Source organism: Candidatus Coatesbacteria bacterium, from assembly GCA_014728225.1.
In the GTDB taxonomy this organism is placed as follows: domain Bacteria; phylum RBG-13-66-14; class RBG-13-66-14; order RBG-13-66-14; family RBG-13-66-14; genus WJLX01.
This window is the reverse complement of record WJLX01000105.1, coordinates 1-17899: the sequence shown is the minus strand read 5'-3', so window position 1 is coordinate 17899 and position 17899 is coordinate 1. Positions and strand designations below refer to the sequence as shown.

The window sequence follows — 17899 nt, the reverse complement described above, 5'->3', positions numbered from 1 at the left end:
CCGATGAACCGCCCGCTCGACGACGACATTCCCCGCCGCCATCAGGACATCCCCTGGCGCCGGGTCGAAGACGAGGTCTTCATCATCACGCCCTTCGACGGCAACCTGCACAACCTGCAGGCTGTCGGGGCCCGCTTTTGGGAACTCTGCGACGGCGAGCGCGAGTGGAGCGGGATCATCGACAGCCTGCTCGAGGAGTACGACGTCGACCGCGCGGTGCTGGAGGCCGACCTGAGCGAACTGGTCGAGCAGCTCGTCCGCCGCCAGGTGCTGGAGGTCGTACGTTGAACACGGACGACCTAAGAGCGGATTTTTTCACTTTTCGCAGAGCGCTGAGCAGAAGCAATATTCCCCTAAGTATTAGTTGCGAACTGACTTATCGTTGCCAGTTGAACTGCAAACACTGTTACATTGATCGAAACAGCTCCCGGGCGCAAGAGATGTCCCCGGCTCAATGGACGACTATCTTTCGCGAGGCCGCCGAGCTTGGAGATGTGAACCTGCTGCTGACCGGCGGCGAGCCGACGCTGTACCCCGCTTTCTGGGAGCTGTTGGAGGAACTCGGCAACGACGGCTTTTTCATCCGGTTATTTACCAATGCCTACGATTATAATGAGGAAAAGGTCGAGCGGTTAGTTCAGGCCAATGTGCGTTTTATCGAGGTATCACTCCATGGAGCGGATGCGCGAACCCAGGATGCCTTCAGTGGAGTGCCGGGTAGTTTCGAGCGTATCATTCGATCACTTAGGCTGTTCCGCGAGGCGGGCCTCTTCGTCAAAATCAAGACCTCCCTGTTGAAAGAGAACTACCGTCAGCATAATCGACTGGAACGATTAGCCCACAACCTCGGCGGCACCTATGTGTCTACGGGATACATAACGCCCACTAACAGGGGCGAGCAGCCCGTGGCCGATTGTTACCTTAGTGTTGACGAAACAGCCTGGGTGGAAGGACAACGAGCGGTCCCTCGCGGAGCAGAAACAAGAGCACACGCGCTCGAACCCGTTCGGCGGGCGGTACCTTGTAACGCAGGATTGAGTACATTTGCTGTTAGTCCCAATGGGGATATCTCGCCCTGTATTCAAACTCCTCTTGTTTTGGGCAAGGCGGCGTTCCAGTCGGTGGCTCGTATTTGGCAACACTCGTCCAGGCTGATGTATTGGAGGGGCATTGCAAAATTAGTTCACCCAACTTGTCGGGATTGCCGGTTTGCCATCCAGTGCAGCCGCTGTTCAGGGATAGCTTTTCTAGAGACCGGTAGTGCCTGGAAACCATCCCCCACCGTTTGCTCACAGGCGAAGAAAAATCTTCAGTTGCATCAAATATTGTCTGCGAGAGCCGACAGTTAAAGGAGTAGCAGATGTCGAAGCAACCCTACCGCAAACCGGAGTTGGCGAGCAAGCAGGTCTTCGATCAAGCAGTGCTGATCGATTGCACCTTTGATCCCACCGAAAGTGATAACCTGACCTGTATTAAGCTCTGGCCGGGCATTTGTGGTCCTTACTATCTTGCCGGCCCCCCTGATTGGTGTCTGCCTCCGGCATTCGGGGGCACCTCGTAGCGTTATGCGCGCGTTGGAACAACCAGATATTCCGGGTCTCCTGGTCGAGGGCCTGATGCAGGGAGGATCGCGCTGGCTGGGCACCCGGGGCTGCTGCATGGGTCGGCAGATCCCCCGGGGCGCCGAGGTGCTGCTGGAGCCCTTCGGCGAGCGTCCGCCCCGAGTCGGCGAGCTGGCGGCCTACCTGCGGAGCGGTGAGCTGGCGGTCCATCGCCTCTGCCGGCGCGACGCCGACGGCTGGTGGGCCAACCCCGACGCCCGGATCATCGTCGAGCGCACCGGACCCCTGATCGGCCGGGTACGGCTGCTGCGTCATCGGGGACGGTTGCAGAGCCTGCCGGCCCGGCCGGGTCGGGCTCAGCTCGCCTGGCTGCTCAACCGTGTTTACCTGCGCCTGCGCGGACGTCTGCCCCTGGCCGCCCTGCGAGGCTGGTTCTTCAGCCGGTTGATGCGGCTCAAGCTGGGGCCGTTGAGTTCATAGGGCGGGGGTGACGGACGAAGCGCGCTTGAGCAGCTCAACCGGACAACGCTCCCCGCATACCGGCCGTCGCGCCGGCGCTTTCACAACAATGCATCGGACAACGCAACGGAGGATTGTTCCTTGACCATCCATAATCCACAGCCCCAAAGCGCCGAGCGCCGCGGGCTCTTCGGCGTCATCGGTCTGGGTTACGTCGGCCTGCCCCTGGCCCTGACCTTCGCCGAGGCCGGCGTCGGCGTCTTGGGCTTCGACATCGACGAGACCAAGGTGGAACGGCTGGGCGCCGGGAGGAGTTACATCCGCCAGATTCCAGACTCCCGGATCGCCGCCGCCGTCCAGGCCGGCGGGCTGGCCGCCACCACGGACTATGACCGCCTCAGCGAGGTGGGCGCCGTGGCGATCTGTGTGCCGACGCCCCTCGACGCTCATCGACAGCCCGACCTGTCCTACGTGATGGCCACGGCCCGGGAGATCGCCGCCCGCCTGCGGCCCGGGCAGTTGGTGATCCTGGAGTCGACGACCTACCCGGGCACGACCCGGGAGGAGCTGCTGCCCGTGCTGGAGGAGGGCTCCGGCCTCGAGGTCGGGCGGGATTTCCAGCTGGCCTTCTCGCCGGAGCGCGAGGATCCGGGCAACAAGCATTTCAACACCCGGACGATCCCCAAGGTGCTCGGCGGGGTGACCGACGACTGTCTGCGCGCGGCCCTGGCGTGGTACGAACCGGTCTTCGAGCGGGTGGTCCCGGTCTCCGGTCCCGAGGTGGCCGAGTTGACCAAGATCTTCGAGAACACCTTCCGCGGGGTCAACATCGCCCTGGTCAACGAGCTCAAGACCCTGTGTCTCAAGATGGGCATCGACGTTTATGAGGTGATCGAGGCGGCGAACACCAAACCCTTCGGTTTCATGGCCTTCTGGCCCGGACCGGGCCTGGGGGGGCACTGCATCCCCATCGATCCCTTCTACCTGACCTACAAGGCCCACGAGTACGAGATGAGTACCCGCTTCATCGAGCTGGCCGGGGAGATCAACTCCGGCATGCCGCGCCTGGTGGTCGAGCGCGTCGGCGAGGCCCTCAACAGCCACGAGAAGCCGCTCAAGGGCTCCCGGGTGCTGGTGCTGGGCATCGCCTATAAACCGGACATCGACGATATGCGCGAGAGCCCGGCGGTGCCGGTGATGGAGGGTCTGCTGGCCCGGGGCGCCCTGGTGGACTACCACGACCCCTACATCCCGGTCATGCCGCCCACCCGACAGACGGAGCTGCGCCTGGAGAGCGTCGGGCTGGGCGCCGATTACGAAAGGGTCGGCGATTACGACGCGACGGTGATCATCACCGACCACGGCGACCTCGACTACGAGCGGATCGTCGAGCGGTCGCCCCTGGTCGTCGACACCCGCAACGCCACCGCCGGACACCGCGCGGCCGGCGACGTCTGGTTGGCCTGAGGGTGGAGGTCCTGGCCCTCATTCCGGCCCGCGGCGGCTCGAGGGGGCTGCCGCACAAGAACCTGGCCGAGCTGGGTGGACGGCCGCTGCTGGCCTACACCGCCGACTGCGTGAACGATTGCCGCGCCCCGCTGCGCGCCGTGTTGTCCACCGACGACGACCGGATAGCCCGCCTGGGCGCCAAGCTGGGCCTGGAGACGCCCTTCCGCCGACCGGCGGAGCTGGCCGACGACGCGACGCCGACCCTGCCCGTGGTCCAGCACGCCCTGGCCCGGCTCTCCGCCGAGGAGGGCTATCGGCCCGAGGTCGTCGTCGTGCTCCAGCCCACCTCGCCGTTGCGCACGGGGCGGCATCTCGACGAGGCCCTGGAGCTGTTCGCCGCCGTCGCTTGCGATTCCCTGCTCTCCCTGGCCCCGGTGGAGAGCCACCCCGCCTGGGCTTGGCGGGTCGAGGACGGCCTGGCCGTACCCCTGGAGCGGGAGCGGCCGCGGCGGCGCCAGGAGCTGCCGCCCCTCTACCGGCCCAACGGCGCCCTCTACCTGACCACGCCGCAGCTGCTGGCCGCCGACCGGTTGCTGGGCGAGGCCGTCGCCGCCTACGTGATGGAGCCCTGGGAGTCCGTCGACGTCGACGACGACTGGGACCTGGCCGTGGCCGAGGCCGCCCTGATCTATCGCCGCGGCCGCGCCTGAGCCGCCGGACAATCGCTGTAGTTGCAATCTGTTGCCCGATGAGTTAAGTTTCTCTTATTAGACTCCCTGCGGATCGCCGAGAGGTCAGCCTTGAGCGCCAGCCCGGTCCAGCTTAGCGGTCGCCGTCTGGCCGTAGGTGAGCCGGTCTACGTGGTGGCCGAGATCGGCGTCAACCATAACGGCGATCCGATCGCGGCCCGGCGCTTGATCGACGCGGCCCGGGAGGCCGGGGCCGACGCCGTCAAGTTCCAGGCCTTCGACCCCGCCGAACTGGTGGACGACGACGCCCCGACGGCCGCCTACCAGAGCGCGGCCGCCGGGTTGTCCGACCAGCGCCGGATGCTGGAACGCTTGACCCTCGACCGCGACGCGCTGGCCGGGCTGCGGGATTACTGCGCCGCGGTCGGTATCGACTTCCTGGCCTCGGCCTTCGGCGCCGCCCAGGTCGAGCTGCTGGTCGAGCTGGGCGTCGACGCGCTCAAGCTGGGCTCCGGTGAGCTGACCGATCCCTTCGTCCTCGACGCCGCCCGGGCCGCCGGGCTGCCCCTCGTCGTCTCGACGGGGATGGCCGGGCCCCGGGACATCGACTGGGCCGTCGAACGCCTCTGGGAGGCGCCCCTGGTGCTGCTGCACTGCACCAGCGCCTACCCGGCTCCCGACGCCGAGCTGCACCTGCGCGCCCTGTCGGCGCTGCGCGAGCGCTACGGCGTTCCCGTGGGCTATTCGGACCACAGCCGGGGCTTCCAGGCGGCGCTGCTGGCCGCGGCCCTGGGGGCGGTGCTGATCGAGAAACACTTTACCCTGGACCGCGAGGCGGCGGGTCCGGATCAGCGGGCCAGCGCCGAACCCGCCGAGCTGGCCGAGCTGGTTCGGCGGCTGCGCCGGGCCGAGCTTCAGTTGGGCGGGCGGACCAAGGCCCACCGTCCGGCCGAGGACGACGCCCGCGCCGCGGCGCGCAAGGGTCTGCGGGTGGCCCGGGATCTGGCCGCCGGGCACGCCTTGGAACCGGGCGACTTGATCGCCCGTCGACCGCTACGGGGGCTGGACCCGCGTAACCTGGACGCGCTCTACGGCTGCAAACTGAACCGCGATCTGGCCGCCGGACGACCGTTGACACGAGACACAATCGACGAACCCACGGAGGGCTTGCAGTGGTGACCAGCGACTACGAGGAGTTCGATACCGCGCCGGAGCCGTTACCCGCCGAGGCCGTACGGCGGCGCTCGGCCGTCGATGTGCACGTCCGCTTCGGCAACGCCGACCTGGCCGGCTGGCTGCTGGAGAGCCTGGCGCCGCAGGACGATGAAGCGGTCCTCGAATACGGCTGCGGCGTGGGCAACCTCTCCCTGCCCTTGGCCCGGGCCCTGGCCCGGGGCGGCAGCCTGGCGGCGGTGGATTTCGAGCCCCAGTACGAGAAGGCCTGGGAGATCCTCGAGGGCGTCGCCGAGCTGCCCGTCGAGTTCAAGACCCTGGAGCCCTCGGACACCCTGCCCTGGCGCGACGGCGCCTTCGACCTCGCCGTCGCCGTCTTCACCCTGCAGTTCATCCCCGACCTGGAGCGCTCCGTCGACGAGCTGCACCGGCTGCTCAAGGCGGGAGGGCGGCTCTTCGTCGTCGGGGGCGCCCCGGACGATCAGGCCTCCTTCCGACGCTTCTACGATGAGATCATCGACTGCGCGCCGCAGATCAAGGAGCAGGCCCTGGGCCGGGACCTGACCACCCAGGTTCTGCCCGTCCTCGAGTCAGCCTTCGGAGCCGGCGAGCGCAGCGACTTCACCAATGTCCTGCGCTTCCCCCGGCCGGTGGACCTGGTGGAGTACTTCGCCTCCAGCCGGCTGTACCGGGAACTCGAGGCCGATCTGGCCGCCCGGGACGACCTGATGGACACCCTCTACCACGTCGCCGAGGACACCATCGGCCGCGAGGGCGCCTACACCGTCACCCGGCACCTGTCCGGCGTCCTGTTCACCCGCTGAGCCGTGCTCCGCGTCGCCGTCCTCACCGGTTGCCGTTCGGATTACGGCCTGCTGCGCCCCCTGCTGCGGCTGCTGGAGGACGAGCCCGGCGTCGAGCCGGCCGTCTACGCCGCCGCCGGGCATCTGGCCGTCTCGCGGGGCTCGACCGTCGAGTTGGTCGAGGCCGACGGTTTCCGGCCCCGGCGCCTGGCGCCCCTCGACGAGGCCGACGACAGCCTCACGGGGATGGCCGACCTGGCCGGCAGGGTCTGCGGCGCTCTGGCCGAGCTCTGGCGCACGGAGCGACCGCACTGGTTGGTGGTGCTGGGCGATCGGGTCGAGGTCCTGGGCGCCGCGACGGCGGCCTGGTACAGCCGGGTGGCCCTGGCCCAGCTCCAGGCCGGTGACCGTTCCCGGGTCGACGACGGACCGCGCCACGCCGTCAGCCGGTTGGCCCAGCTCCTCTTTCCGGCCACCGTCGCCGCCGAAGAGCGCCTGCTGGCCTGGGGCGAGGAGCCGCAACGCGTTCACCGCGTCGGCTCCCTGGCCCTGGACCACGCCCGGGACCAGCGGCCCCTGGACGAGGCCGAGCTGAGCGAGCTCGGGGAGCGGCTGGGTCTCGATTTACACGGACCTTTCCACCTGCTGGTCTACCATCCCCTGCCCGGCGAGGCGGCGGCGACGCAGCGCGGACTGGCGGCCTGCCTGACGGCCCTGACCGAGCTGAATGAGCCCGTGCTGGCCCTCCACCCCAACGCCGACGCCGGCGGTCGGGCGGTGATCGCCGCCCTGCGCGATTGGGCCGCCGCCGCTGACCGCCGGGCGCTGACGGCCAACCTGCCGCCGCGGGAGTTCGTCGGTTTGCTGCGCGGCTGCGGCGCCCTGGTCGGCAACTCCTCGGCCGGCTTGATCGAGGCCTCCCTGCTCGGTACGCCCGTGGTCAACGTCGGTCGACGCCAGGACGGTCGGGAGCGCGGCGCCAACGTTTACGATCTCCCCGAGCCGACGGCGGACGGTGTTCGCGCGACGCTGGCGCGGATCCGCGCCGACGACGAACTGCGCGAGCAACTGACCGCGCAGCCCTCGCCCTACGGCGACGGCCGCGCCGCCCCCCGGGTGGTCGAGAGCCTGTTGTCCGCCCCATTGGACGACGATTTCCTCAGTAAAAGGCTGGTGGAGCGATGAGCGAGCTGCGCACGGTTATGGTGGGCGCCGGGGGCCACGGCCGCGTGGTCGCCGACCTGATCCGGCTGAGCGGTCACCTGGAGCTGGTGGCCGTCGTCGACGACGACTCGCGCACCCACGGCGGTTACCTCGACGGCGTCGAGATCATCGGCTCGACGACCCTGCTGGAGCGGCACCCCCGGGCGGCGACGGCCTGTGTGGTCGCCGTGGGCGACAATCGCACCCGGGCACGGATCTTCAACCTGGCCCTCGGGTTGGGCTACCACCTGCCGCCGCTGGTCCACCCCTCCGCCGTCATCGCCCGCGGCGTCAAGCTCTCCGCGGGACTCGTCGTCTGCGCCGGGGCGATCGTCAACCCCGGCGCCCGCCTGGGCGTCGGCGTGATCCTCAATACGGGCTGTTCGGTCGATCACGACGGCGAGATCGGTGATCACGCCCACCTGCACCCCGGCGCCGTGCTGGCCGGCGCAGTCAAGGTGGGAGCCTACACCTTTATCGGCACCAACGCCGCGGTCAACCCCGGCGTCGCCGTCGGCGCTAAGGCGATGATCGGCTCCGGCGCCGTGGTCGTCGAGGACGTCCCGGACGGTGTGATCGCCTACGGCGTGCCGGCCCGGGTTCAGGGCGAGTGGAACGGTTTTTGAGACGGGAGCGGCGATGGAAACGGTCGACAGCCACGACAGCCTGAGCCGGGCCCTGGCGGCGATCGACGCCGGCGGTCGCGGTTTGGCCCTGGTGGTCGACGACGCCGGGCGTCTCGTCGGTACCCTGACCGACGGCGACGTGCGCCGCCACCTGCTCGACGGCGGTAGCCTGGAAGACCCGGTCAGCGCGGTTTACAACGACAAGCCTCTGATTGCCCGGGAGGGATATGATCCGGCCGAACTGCGGGCGGCGATGCGGACTCGCGGGGTGCGCTTCGTGCCGCTGCTGGAGGACGGGCGTCCCGTGGAACTGCTGGCCCTCGACGAACTGATCGTCGGCCTCGGGGACGACCGTCCGGCCGTTCTCGGCGGGCGGCCCTTCTTCACCGAGCCCGTCCCCGTCGCCCGGCCGACCCTGCCGCCCTACGAGGAGATCGAGCCCGATCTGCGACGGGCCCTCGAGAGCGGGATGATCACCAACGACGCCCAGGTGCGCTCCTTCGAGGCCGAGGCGGCCGCCTACCTGGGGGTCGAGGCCGAGCGGGTCGTCGCCCTGGCCAACTGCACCACCGGCCTGATCCTGGCCCTGCGTACCGTCGAGTCACCGGGCGAGGTCGTCATGCCCTCCTTCACCTACTTCGCCACGGGCCTCTCCGCCGTCTGGAACGGGCTGACCCCGGTCTTCTGCGAGGCCAGATCCGGCGACTTCACCCTGGACGCCGCCGCGGCGGAGGCCGCCGTCGGGCCGGAAACCCGGGCCCTGACTGCCGTCTACACCTTCGGCTGCCCGCCCCCCGTCGACGAGTTGCGCCGCATCGCCGACGAGGCCGGCATCCCCCTGATTCTCGACGCCGCCCACGCCTTCGGTACCCGGCTGGGCGAGCGTCCCGCCGGCACCCTGGGCGACATCGAGGTCTTCAGCCTTTCGCCCACCAAGCCCGTCACCGCCGCCGAGGGCGGCCTGGTGGTCTGCCGGCGTCGTGAAACCGCCGAGCGCCTCCGCCTGGAGCGCAACCTGGGCGTCCTCGACTCCGCGGTCGATCCCAGCCGGGGGCTCAACGGCCGCTTGAGCGAACTCAACGCCGCCGTCGGCCGGGCGACTCTGCGGCACCACGAGGACAACCTGGCCCGGCGCCACGAGCTCGTCCGCTTCTACAAGGCCGGCCTGGGCGGTCTGCCCGGTCTGACCTTCCAGGAGCTTGCGCCGGATTGCCGCACCACCTACAAAGACTTCGCCGTCGTCGTCGACGAACGGGCTTTCGGCCTCTCCCGGGATGAGCTGGCCCGCGCCCTGGCCGCCGACAACGTCGCCGTCAAGCGCTACTTCTCCCCGCCCCAGCATCTGCAGCGCCGCTTCGAGGGCGTCGCCCGGTCGGCCGGGCCCTTGACGCGGACCGAGGAGCTGGCCCGCGACGTCATCTGCCTGCCGCTGTGGTCCCACATGGAGCGGGAGACCGTCGAGGGCGTCGTCGGCGCCGTCGCCCGCCTGCACCGGGCCCGCGACGAGATCCGCCGCCGTCTCGAGACGCTGGGCCGCGAGCTTGGATGAACGGCGCCCCCGAGCGGCGCCGTATCTGCTAGACGACCGGGTCCGGCGCGACCGCGTCCGGCCTGGTCGCCCCCGGGGACAGGTTTGGTAAAACGAAAGCCGACAGCACTCATCGACGGCGGACGTGGTCTGTGGCGCAGCACTCTGGCGATGTCCGTCGCCGGGCTGTTGACCACGGTGCTGGGGATCGTCCGGGCCCTGCTGCTGCCCAAGCTCCTCGACACCCCGGCCGACTACGGGCTGCTGTTGATCGTCAGCCTGATCACCGGCTTCGGCGCCTACGTCCATCTGGGCTCCACCCAGGGCATCTACCGCCAGATCCCCTACCTGCGCGGCCGGGGCGCCGACGAGAAACAGCTCGACCGCCTGCGCAACTCGACCTACGGCTTCACCGGACTGATGTCCCTGCTGGCCGTGGTCGGGGTACTGTTCATCGCCGGACCGTCGACCTTCACCTCGGGCCTGGTCTACGCCGTGGTGATTTCGGGCGGCGCCTTCCTGGTCCTGCTGACCAACCTGACGGCCCTGATCACCAATCTGTACCAGGCGGACCAGCGCTTCAACGAGCTGGCCCGTTTCGAGGTGGCCTTCAGCTTCACCTCGGTCACCGCCACCTTGATCAGCGCGGCGCTGTGGGGCGTCGTCGGGGTGATCGTCAGCCAGGTGACGGTCCAGCTTTTGTTCCTGGTGCTCTACCGCGTCAGGCTGGGCCTGCCGCTCAAGCCACGCCTGCGGGGCGAGGATGTCCTGCGGGTGCTCAAGGTGGGTCTGCCGCTGACCCTGGTCGGCTTCCTGCGCTACGGCCTGGAGAACGTCGACGCCGTGATCGTCGCCCGTTTCATCGGCGGCGACGCCAACGGCTTCGTCAAGCTGGCCGTCACCGTGGGGCTGTTCATCATCCTGGTGCCTTTCAAGCTGGGGGTGGTGCTCAACCCGGCGATCGCCGAGCAGACCGGTTCCGGCCGGCTGGACCGCCTGCGCGACAATCTGCTGCGCTACAGCGAACTCAACGCCTATCTGGCCGGGCTGGTGGCCTGCGTGGCGGCCCTGGGGGTGACGGCCCTGCTGCCCGTCTATCTGCCCCGTTACGTGCCGGCCCTGCCCCTGATCTACATCTTCATTCTTCGCTCGGCCCTCTGCTCATCGACCACGGTGGCGGGCAACACTTTGATCAACCTGTTGCTGGAGCGCAAGACCTACGGGCGCTGGCTGGGGGTCCAGCTCGCTCTGCTGGCGGCCTCCCTGGCGCTGGCGATCTGGCTGTTCTTCCAGTACGGTTCGCCCCTGGCCGTCGTACTCGGCGCCACCGCCTTGCTCAGCCTCTACGTGCTGTTGCTGCTGTTCTTCACCGTGCGGGAATTCGCCCTGGGGACCCGGGGGGCGCTCAAGCTGCTGCTGCGGGTCTGTCTGCCGCTGGCTTACCTGGGTCTGGTGACCTGGGGGGCGTTATGGTTGATGAGCCGCTTGGCGATCGGTTTCTGGCTGTGGCGTTTCCTGCTCGCTCTGGGGATGGCGGTGGCGGCGGCCCTACCCCTGGTAGTCTACGAGGAGCGCCGGCTGGGCGTGCTGGGGATGCTGTTCCGGCGGCTCTTCGGCGGGGGGCGGAACCATGAATCCGCGTAGCCTGGTGGTCCTGTTCGACAGGATTCCGCCCCGGGAGCTTCGCCGGATCCTGCGGGCGGAGCGCTCCGGCGGACGAGAGCCCCTCGTCGTCGGCTTGAGCGCCGCCGCCCTGGGTGAGGGCCTGCGGGCGCTGTGCGCCAGGGAGCGGATCGAGGCCCGAGGTCCGGCTGGACGGCTGACCAGTTCCGCCTGGCGGCGGCTCAATCGGGAATGCGGTTCATTGACCCTGGCGACGGGCCGGGCGTTGCGCCGGGGACGGTTCAAGCTGGGTTGTCTGGAGCTCGAGCCGACCTTCCGTCATCTGGTGTACCGGCTGATCCAGGAGGTCTCGACCCCCCTGTTCGTGCTGGGGAGCTTCATTGAGGAACTCGAGCCCGACACCCTGCGGGCCGCGGGTCTGCCGGGCAAGCTGCTGCCGACGCTGGCCGGCTGTTGTCGACGGCGGGGGATCGACCTCAGGGCCGCGGCGACACCGCCCTCGAGCTACCCGCGCTATCTGGGCGTCCGCCGCCGACCGGGCGGTTCCGGCCCGGTGGTGGCCGACCGTTGGGCCCGGGGGCTGAAGACCCTCGCGACCCTGCTGCGCTCTCTGCCCGTTCGTGGTCCCCGGCGGGCCGTCGAGATCCTGGTGGTACCGGTGACCGTCAAAGACCGGCGGAACTGGCTCCCCGTCGGCGAGGCCCTGGAAGATGGGGCGAGCTGGGGGGTGACGGCCTGGGATCGTCGGGTGCTGGAGGGCTACCCGCCGGATCGACCCCGCTACCCGCTGCCCGCCCTGCTGAAGAGCGGCAGGTTGCAGCGCTGGATCGCCGCCTACGAGCGCGACGTCGAACCCCTGCTGGCCCGCCTGCCCGAACTGCTGGAGCCGCTGCCCTGGCGGGGTTTCGACCTGCGGCCCTTCATGCTCTGCCGTCTGGTCGACATGCTGCGGATGGAGCTGTGGCGCGGACTGCCCCTGATCTCAGCCCTGGAGGAGCTTCTCGAGACCCTCCAGCCGCGCCTGGTCGTCGGGATGAGCGAGCGCGGTCTCGGCGTCAACTACGCCTTCGGCCTGGCCGCCGCCGCCGGGATCCCCACCCTGGCCCTGGAGAGCCCGGACATGGTGTTCGACAGCCCGCTGTTCGGCACTCTGGAGGCCGATCGTTTGGCGGCCGCCGGCGATTACTCCGCCGCCGTTTTTCGCCGCCACGGTGTGCCCGGGGAGCGGATCACGGTGACGGGCCGGCCGCGTTACGACGGGCCGGCCGCTTCAGCGCGGGATAGTGAGGCCGAGGGCTCGCTCCCCGAGGTGGTCTTCTTCTCCCAGCCCCTGGAACAGAAGCTGACGTGGGAACTCAAACGCGAGTTCATCGCCGGGGCCGCTTTACTGGCGCGTTGCGCAAAGCGGTTGAAGGTCAGCGTCAAGCCCCACCCCCGGGAGGATCCCAACGAGCTGCGGCGGCTGCTGGAGGCGGCGGGGCTGTCCCCCGACGCCCTGCTGCCCGTCGAGCTGGACCTCTATGATCTGCTGAACCGCTGTGCCGTCGCGACGACCATCTTTTCCACCGTCGGCGTCGAGGCCCTGGTGTTGGGGAAGCCCGTGGCAGTGCTGCGGGTTCCCGGCGAGGAAGCGGTGTTGGAGTACACCGCCTCGGCCGGTGTCTACCGGGCTTTCAATGCCGAAGAGTTGGCCGAGGGCGTCCAGCGGTTGCTGCGCGATCCCGAGCTGCGGCGGAAGCTGGCGGCGGGCCGACGGGCCTATCTGGAGCGTCACGAGGCCGGAGCCGACGGCGGCGCGGCCCGCCGGGTGGCCGGCTTGATCGAGGAGTTGTTGCAAGGTGAGTAGCGCCGGTTATCGTCTCCTCTGGACGGCCCCCTTCGTGCCCTATCCGCCGATCAGCGGGCACTGCTCCAAGCTGTTCTACCTGCTGCGCGAGGTGTCCCGACGGCACGAGGTCGACCTGCTGTGCTTCGTCGACGAAGAGCCCCGGGAGAATATCGCACCGCTAAGAAGCGTCTGTCGTTCGCTTGATTACCGCATCGTCTCACGCCCCCTGTCATGGCCGTCCAGAATTCGTGGAATCCTGTCGCCCCTGCCGCTGATTATCCGCAGCTATTTACTGGCAGGTATTCAACCGCTGATTAGTCAGCGGTTGCAGAGACGCTCGTACGACCTCGTCCACGTCGAGGGTTACTTCCTCGGGGCCTGTCTGGCGGGATTGTCGACTCCGCCGCGGCTGATCGCCCCCCACGACGCCTTCTGGCGTTTGTATCTGGAGCAGCTGCGCCGGGTCGCCTGGCCGCTCAAGCCCTTCCTCGCCTGGGAGCTCTACAAGGTCCACCGTCACGAACCCGCCGTCTATCGCAGTTTCGACGCCTGCGTCTTCTGCACCGACGTCGACGCCCGCTCGCTGAGCGGCCGGGAAGCCGGGATCAACACCGTCGTGGTTTCCAACGGTGTCGAACTCACCGAGCAGGAACCCCGTCCGGCCCTGGAGGATCATCCCAGTCTGGTCTTCTCCGGCTCCTACCTCTATCCGCCCAACGAGACCGCCGCCTGGGAGTTGGTCGTGAGAATCGCCCCGCCCTTGCGCCGCCGCTGGCCCGGACTCAAGGTCTACATCGTCGGCAACCGTCCCAGCGCCCGCCTGGTCGAGGCCGGTCGCCGCGACGCCCGCAATGTGATCAGCGGCCGCGTCGAGGTGATGGCGGACTGGATCGCCCGGGGCTCGGTTTACTGCAGTCCGCTGCGCCGGGGCGCCGGTTTCAAGAACAAGGTGCCCGAGGCCTGGGCCATGGAACGCCCCCTGGTGGCCACGCCGAAGACGATGGAGGGTATCGAGTTCACCCCGGGGCGCGAGGCCCTGGTGGCCGAAACGACCCGAGAACTGGTGCGGGCCTGCGCCCTGCTGCTGGAGAACCGTCAACTGCGCCGGCGGATGGGCGCCGCCGGTCGTCGGCTGGTCGAGGAACGCTACAACTGGCCCCGTCTGGCTCGAACCCTGCTGAAAACCTACGACGAATTGGTGGCCGACTAGGATGCGGCACCCCGTTGAACAGCCGCGGCATCGCGAGAGCCTGCGCTGGAAGCTGTCTCGCTGGCGGGGGGGGCTCTGGGAATGGATCCGCGGTCACCGTGAATTGACTGCGGCGCTGCTGCTGCTGGGCGCCACCGTCTTCCTCTTTCGCCACGGCATGCCCCTGTATCTGCTGGCCTTCGTCGTCGTCGCCGTTCTGTTGTTCTCCCTGTTCATCAATAAACCCGCCTATCTCTTCTATCTGTTCATCACTTCGCTGCTGTTGACCAACTATGTACGCCTGGGCGTCTTCACCGCCGCGGTCTGGTCGGCCTTGATCCTGGCCGTCGTCACCACGGCTTACTACGCCACCCGGCGTCTCGAGTTCAGCCGGCGGATGCCGCGGGTGTTCGACTACCGTTTCCTGCTGGTCTTCCTCGTCCTGGTCGCCTTTTCGATCTCGACCCTGGTCAACGGCAACATCGGGCGGGCCTACTTCGCCAAGGTCCTGTCCTGGCTGGTCGGCTATATCTTCGTCCGCATCTACGTCCAGGACCAGCGGGGTTTGCTGCTCGTATTGGTGGTTATCTTCATCGCCCGCAGCATCGATGGTGGCTACGGCGTCTACCAGTACCTGTTGTTCCAGCCCGATCGCGTGGCTGGGACGTTTCACGACCCCAACGAATACGCTTGTTTCAACGTCACCGCCCTGGCGATTGCGGGTTTCCTGTTGGCCTATTCCAAAAATTGGCTGACCCGTTTGCTGATCATCTTCGGGGTCTGCCTGATGCTCGCCGGTGTCATTCTGTCCAAGTCGCGTTCCGGCTTCATCATCCTCGCCGCCGTAGGCATCCTGGTCATCATCAATCCGGCGCTCAAGGTCCGGTTGCGCTTCGTGTTGATAATCGTCGCGGTGTTGATCATCGGGATCGTGGCCACCGGCATCTACTGGCAGCGCATCCAGAGCGTTCAGAGCTTCCTAACCGAAGGCGCGCCCGCCGATCGTTCGATCAGCCTCCGAGCGCGGTTGATCGGCGAGGCCTGGCAGGTGTTCCTCGAGAATCCCGTCTTCGGCGTCGGTTACGGCCATTTCCGCTTCTACAATCTCGGCCGGGAGGGAGGATACTCCAAGTATATGCCCTTCTTTGATCAACACAATATGTTTATGAGTATTCTCAGCGAGTATGGGTTGTTGGGGGCCATAGCCTCCCTGATCCTGTTCGTCGTGGGCTTTCTCGACGGTTTGCGCGCCGTTCGCTACGCCCGCCGGGCCGGGGATCTTCAACTCGCCCTGCTATGCTCGGCGGCGTTGATGACCTATCTGGCCCTGCTGATGTTCGGCATGTTTCTCAACCCGTCGGTCATCAAGATGATCTTCATCTACGTCGCCCTGCCGATGTCGGCCTACGAGATCGTTTGCCGGCGGTATCCCCGAATTACCGGTACGGAGGACGCCGAGGGCGGGGCGAAGGAGCTGCTCGCTCCGTGGGTCCAGCCTTGAGAGCTGCTGGCGATCAGCCGGCTGTGCTCCATGTAATCGGCCAGTACGGTCTGGCCGGGGCGGAGAAGCAGCTCGCCCGTCTGGCCGCGCGGCAGGCCCGCCGGGGGCGCCGGGTCGAGGTCTGCGTCCTCGGCGGCGAGTTGGCTCCGGCGCTGGTCGAGCTGACCCGACCGGCCCGGGCCGCCCACCTGCCCGGCAAACCCCGGGGCCTGCGCCGCCTGAGGGCCCTGGCGCGCAAGGTGCGCAGTGAGGGCTGGGAGCTGCTGGCCGGCCAACTCTTTTCCGGCAACCTCTACGCCGTCGCCGCCGGCCGCTGGACCGACACCCCGGTCACGACCTTCGAGGGCGGGCTGGAACCCTGGAGCCGAGGCTACCACTGGAGCGTCTGCCGTTGGTACTGGCGCCGGGCCGCCCTGGTCGAGGTCAACGCCCTCGCGGTCCGCAGCAATGTCATCTCCCACGGAGGTCCCGCCGACAAGCTGCGTTTGATCTACAACGGCGTCGAGCCCCAACCGCCGGTCACGGTTGAAGAGCAGCGCCGGGCCCGGAACGAACTCGGCCTCGGCGCAGAACCCGTGGTCTGCATGGTGGCCAATCTCCACCGCCCCAAGGACCCCGAGACCCTGCTCGAGGCCGTCGCCGGACTGGAGACGGCAAGGGGGCCGGCGACGTTGTTGCTGGCCGGTGACGGGCCGCTGCGCCGTATCCTGGAAGACAGGGTCCGGCGACGGGGTATGAGCGACCGGGTGCGCCTGCTGGGGCGCATCAGCGATGTCCGCAGCGTGCTGGCCGCCGCCGACGTCAGCTGTCTCTCCAGCCGGGCCGAGGGTCTGTCCAACTCGATCATCGAGGCCCTGGCCGCCGGTGTGCCCTGTGCGGCCAGCCGGGCCGGGGGCAACGCCGAGCTGTTGGGTGACGACGAGCGCGGTCTGTTGTTCGAGGTCGGTGATGTCGCCGGGTGTCGGTGGGTCCTGCGACGCCTGCTGACCGAGCCGGTGCTGGCGCAAAAACTCGCCGCCGCCGGACGTGACTGGGTCGTCGAGGAGTTGTCCTTCGAGCGCAACCTGGCCCTCCACGACAACCTCTACGCCGAGGCCCGCCGCCGCTGGAGCCGCCGATGAGGCTGCTGCTGGTCACACCGGAGCTGATTTCCGGCGGCGCCGAGCGGGATATGCTCAACGTCGCCGCGGGCCTGGTCGACCGCGGCCATCGGATCATCCTGGCCTGCCACCGGGGCGTGCTCTCCGCCGAGGCCGAACAGACCGGGGCCGCGGTCCTCGAGCTGCCGACCCACGCCCGCACGCCCTGGGGGCTGCTCGAGCTGGGCCGTCGACTGCGCGGGTTGGCCCTCGAGCGCCGGGTCGAACTCATCCACCTCCAGGCCATCCGCCCCGCCGTCGCCGCCCGCCGCGGCCTGGGCCGCCGACTGCCGCTCCTGGTAACCCTGCACAACCTCCACCGCCGCTGGTACTATCCCCTCGCCGCGCCCCTGCTGGCCCGCGCCGCCGATCGGGTGCACTTCGTCTCGGCCTACGAGCGCGATCTGTTCCTCAAGTGGGGTTTCCCCCCCCGGCGCGGCTTCGTCCGTCACAGCGGCCTGCCAGCCGAGTACTTCGCCGTCCGCCGCCACCGCGATCCCGGCCCCTTCCGGCTGTTGCTGGCGGCGCGCATCGACGGCCGCAAGGGCCACGACGTCCTGCTGCGCGCCCTGGCCGAACTGCCCGCCGCGCTGGAGCTCGAGGCCTGGATCGCCGGTGACGGACCGGCCCGGGAACGGCTCAAAACCCTGGCGCGTAACCTCGGGGTGGAGCGACGATTGACCTGGCTGGGCTTCCGCCGGGACCTGCCCGAGCTCTACGGCCGGGTCGACTCCCTGGTGCTGCCCAGCCGACGGGAATCCCTGCCCCTGTCGATCCGCGAGGCCTGCGCCGCCGGACTGCCCGTGGTCGCCGCCGCCGTCGGCGGTGTGCCCGAACTGATCGAGAGCGGCGTCGACGGACTCCTCGTCGAGCGCGGCGACCACAGGCACCTGACCCGGACCCTGTGCTGGCTGGCCCGTCGGCCGGAAGCGGCCCGCCGACTCGGCCGGGCCGCCCGGCAGCGCGCCCGGCGCGAGTGGAGCCTGGCCGGCTACCTCGACTACCTGGAAGCGACCTACCGCGACCTGCTGAACCGGACTACACCGTAGGCGGACACTGGAAAACCCCGCTAGGCCGGTTTGACAGGTCCCGCCGGCCCGGCGCCGGAACCGGCACGGTTTTTGCAT

17 protein-coding genes are annotated in these 17899 nt (G+C 68.5%); all 17 read left to right on the top strand.

The genetic code is table 11. The features are described from left to right. Window positions 1-3: 3 nt before the first annotated feature. The 17 genes from GF399_07565 (at window position 4) to GF399_07485 (ending at window position 17821) form a co-directional block, all read left to right on the top strand. Window positions 4-288, top strand: coding sequence for a PqqD family peptide modification chaperone (locus tag GF399_07565; protein MBD3400174.1), 285 nt, complete (start codon window positions 4-6; stop codon window positions 286-288). After that, window positions 165-1349, top strand: a complete 1185-nt coding sequence (locus tag GF399_07560) for a radical SAM protein (protein MBD3400173.1) — start codon at window positions 165-167, stop codon at window positions 1347-1349. Before GF399_07565 ends, GF399_07560 begins: the two co-directional genes overlap by 124 nt. 11 nt (window positions 1350-1360) lie before the next feature. Further along, complete coding sequence (locus tag GF399_07555; GenBank protein ID MBD3400172.1) at window positions 1361-1561, top strand: hypothetical protein; 201 nt, start codon at window positions 1361-1363, stop codon at window positions 1559-1561. 55 nt (window positions 1562-1616) lie between these two features. Next, window positions 1617-2042, top strand: coding sequence for a hypothetical protein (locus GF399_07550; GenBank protein MBD3400171.1), 426 nt, complete (start codon window positions 1617-1619; stop codon window positions 2040-2042). Between the two features lie 120 nt (window positions 2043-2162). After that, window positions 2163-3488 (top strand): nucleotide sugar dehydrogenase, encoded by a 1326-nt coding sequence (locus GF399_07545; GenBank protein MBD3400170.1) that lies wholly within the window; start codon window positions 2163-2165, stop codon window positions 3486-3488. A gap of 2 nt (window positions 3489-3490) precedes the next feature. Next, complete coding sequence (locus GF399_07540) at window positions 3491-4180, top strand: acylneuraminate cytidylyltransferase family protein (protein MBD3400169.1); 690 nt, start codon at window positions 3491-3493, stop codon at window positions 4178-4180. Between the two features lie 90 nt (window positions 4181-4270). Then, window positions 4271-5338 (top strand): N-acetylneuraminate synthase, encoded by a 1068-nt coding sequence (locus tag GF399_07535; protein MBD3400168.1) that lies wholly within the window; start codon window positions 4271-4273, stop codon window positions 5336-5338. Beyond that, window positions 5254-6156, top strand: coding sequence for a methyltransferase domain-containing protein (locus GF399_07530; protein ID MBD3400167.1), 903 nt, complete (start codon window positions 5254-5256; stop codon window positions 6154-6156). Before GF399_07535 ends, GF399_07530 begins: the two co-directional genes overlap by 85 nt. A gap of 3 nt (window positions 6157-6159) precedes the next feature. Beyond that, window positions 6160-7320 carry a UDP-N-acetylglucosamine 2-epimerase (hydrolyzing) gene (gene neuC / locus GF399_07525; GenBank protein ID MBD3400166.1) on the top strand — a complete coding sequence of 387 codons (1161 nt, stop codon included), beginning with the start codon at window positions 6160-6162 and terminating at the stop codon, window positions 7318-7320. Next, window positions 7317-7964 carry a transferase gene (locus GF399_07520; GenBank protein MBD3400165.1) on the top strand — a complete coding sequence of 216 codons (648 nt, stop codon included), beginning with the start codon at window positions 7317-7319 and terminating at the stop codon, window positions 7962-7964. The genes neuC and GF399_07520 overlap by 4 nt, the downstream gene beginning before the upstream one ends. Before the next feature lie 13 nt (window positions 7965-7977). Then, complete coding sequence (locus GF399_07515) at window positions 7978-9513, top strand: aminotransferase class I/II-fold pyridoxal phosphate-dependent enzyme (GenBank protein MBD3400164.1); 1536 nt, start codon at window positions 7978-7980, stop codon at window positions 9511-9513. A gap of 84 nt (window positions 9514-9597) precedes the next feature. Continuing rightward, a complete protein-coding gene (locus tag GF399_07510; GenBank protein MBD3400163.1) occupies window positions 9598-11136 on the top strand; it encodes an oligosaccharide flippase family protein in 1539 nt (512 codons plus the stop codon). Next, the gene (locus tag GF399_07505) at window positions 11123-12961 is read left to right on the top strand and encodes a hypothetical protein (GenBank protein MBD3400162.1); all 1839 of its coding nucleotides are present in this window, start codon (window positions 11123-11125) and stop codon (window positions 12959-12961) included. The genes GF399_07510 and GF399_07505 overlap by 14 nt, the downstream gene beginning before the upstream one ends. Beyond that, on the top strand, window positions 12954-14153 hold the full coding sequence (locus GF399_07500) for a glycosyltransferase (GenBank protein ID MBD3400161.1): 1200 nt from the start codon (window positions 12954-12956) through the stop codon (window positions 14151-14153). The genes GF399_07505 and GF399_07500 overlap by 8 nt, the downstream gene beginning before the upstream one ends. A gap of 1 nt (window position 14154) precedes the next feature. Further along, the gene (locus GF399_07495; protein ID MBD3400160.1) at window positions 14155-15633 is read left to right on the top strand and encodes a hypothetical protein; all 1479 of its coding nucleotides are present in this window, start codon (window positions 14155-14157) and stop codon (window positions 15631-15633) included. Beyond that, complete coding sequence (locus GF399_07490; protein ID MBD3400159.1) at window positions 15429-16754, top strand: glycosyltransferase; 1326 nt, start codon at window positions 15429-15431, stop codon at window positions 16752-16754. The genes GF399_07495 and GF399_07490 overlap by 205 nt, the downstream gene beginning before the upstream one ends. After that, the gene (locus GF399_07485; protein MBD3400158.1) at window positions 16751-17821 is read left to right on the top strand and encodes a glycosyltransferase; all 1071 of its coding nucleotides are present in this window, start codon (window positions 16751-16753) and stop codon (window positions 17819-17821) included. Before GF399_07490 ends, GF399_07485 begins: the two co-directional genes overlap by 4 nt. Window positions 17822-17899 lie beyond the last annotated feature (78 nt).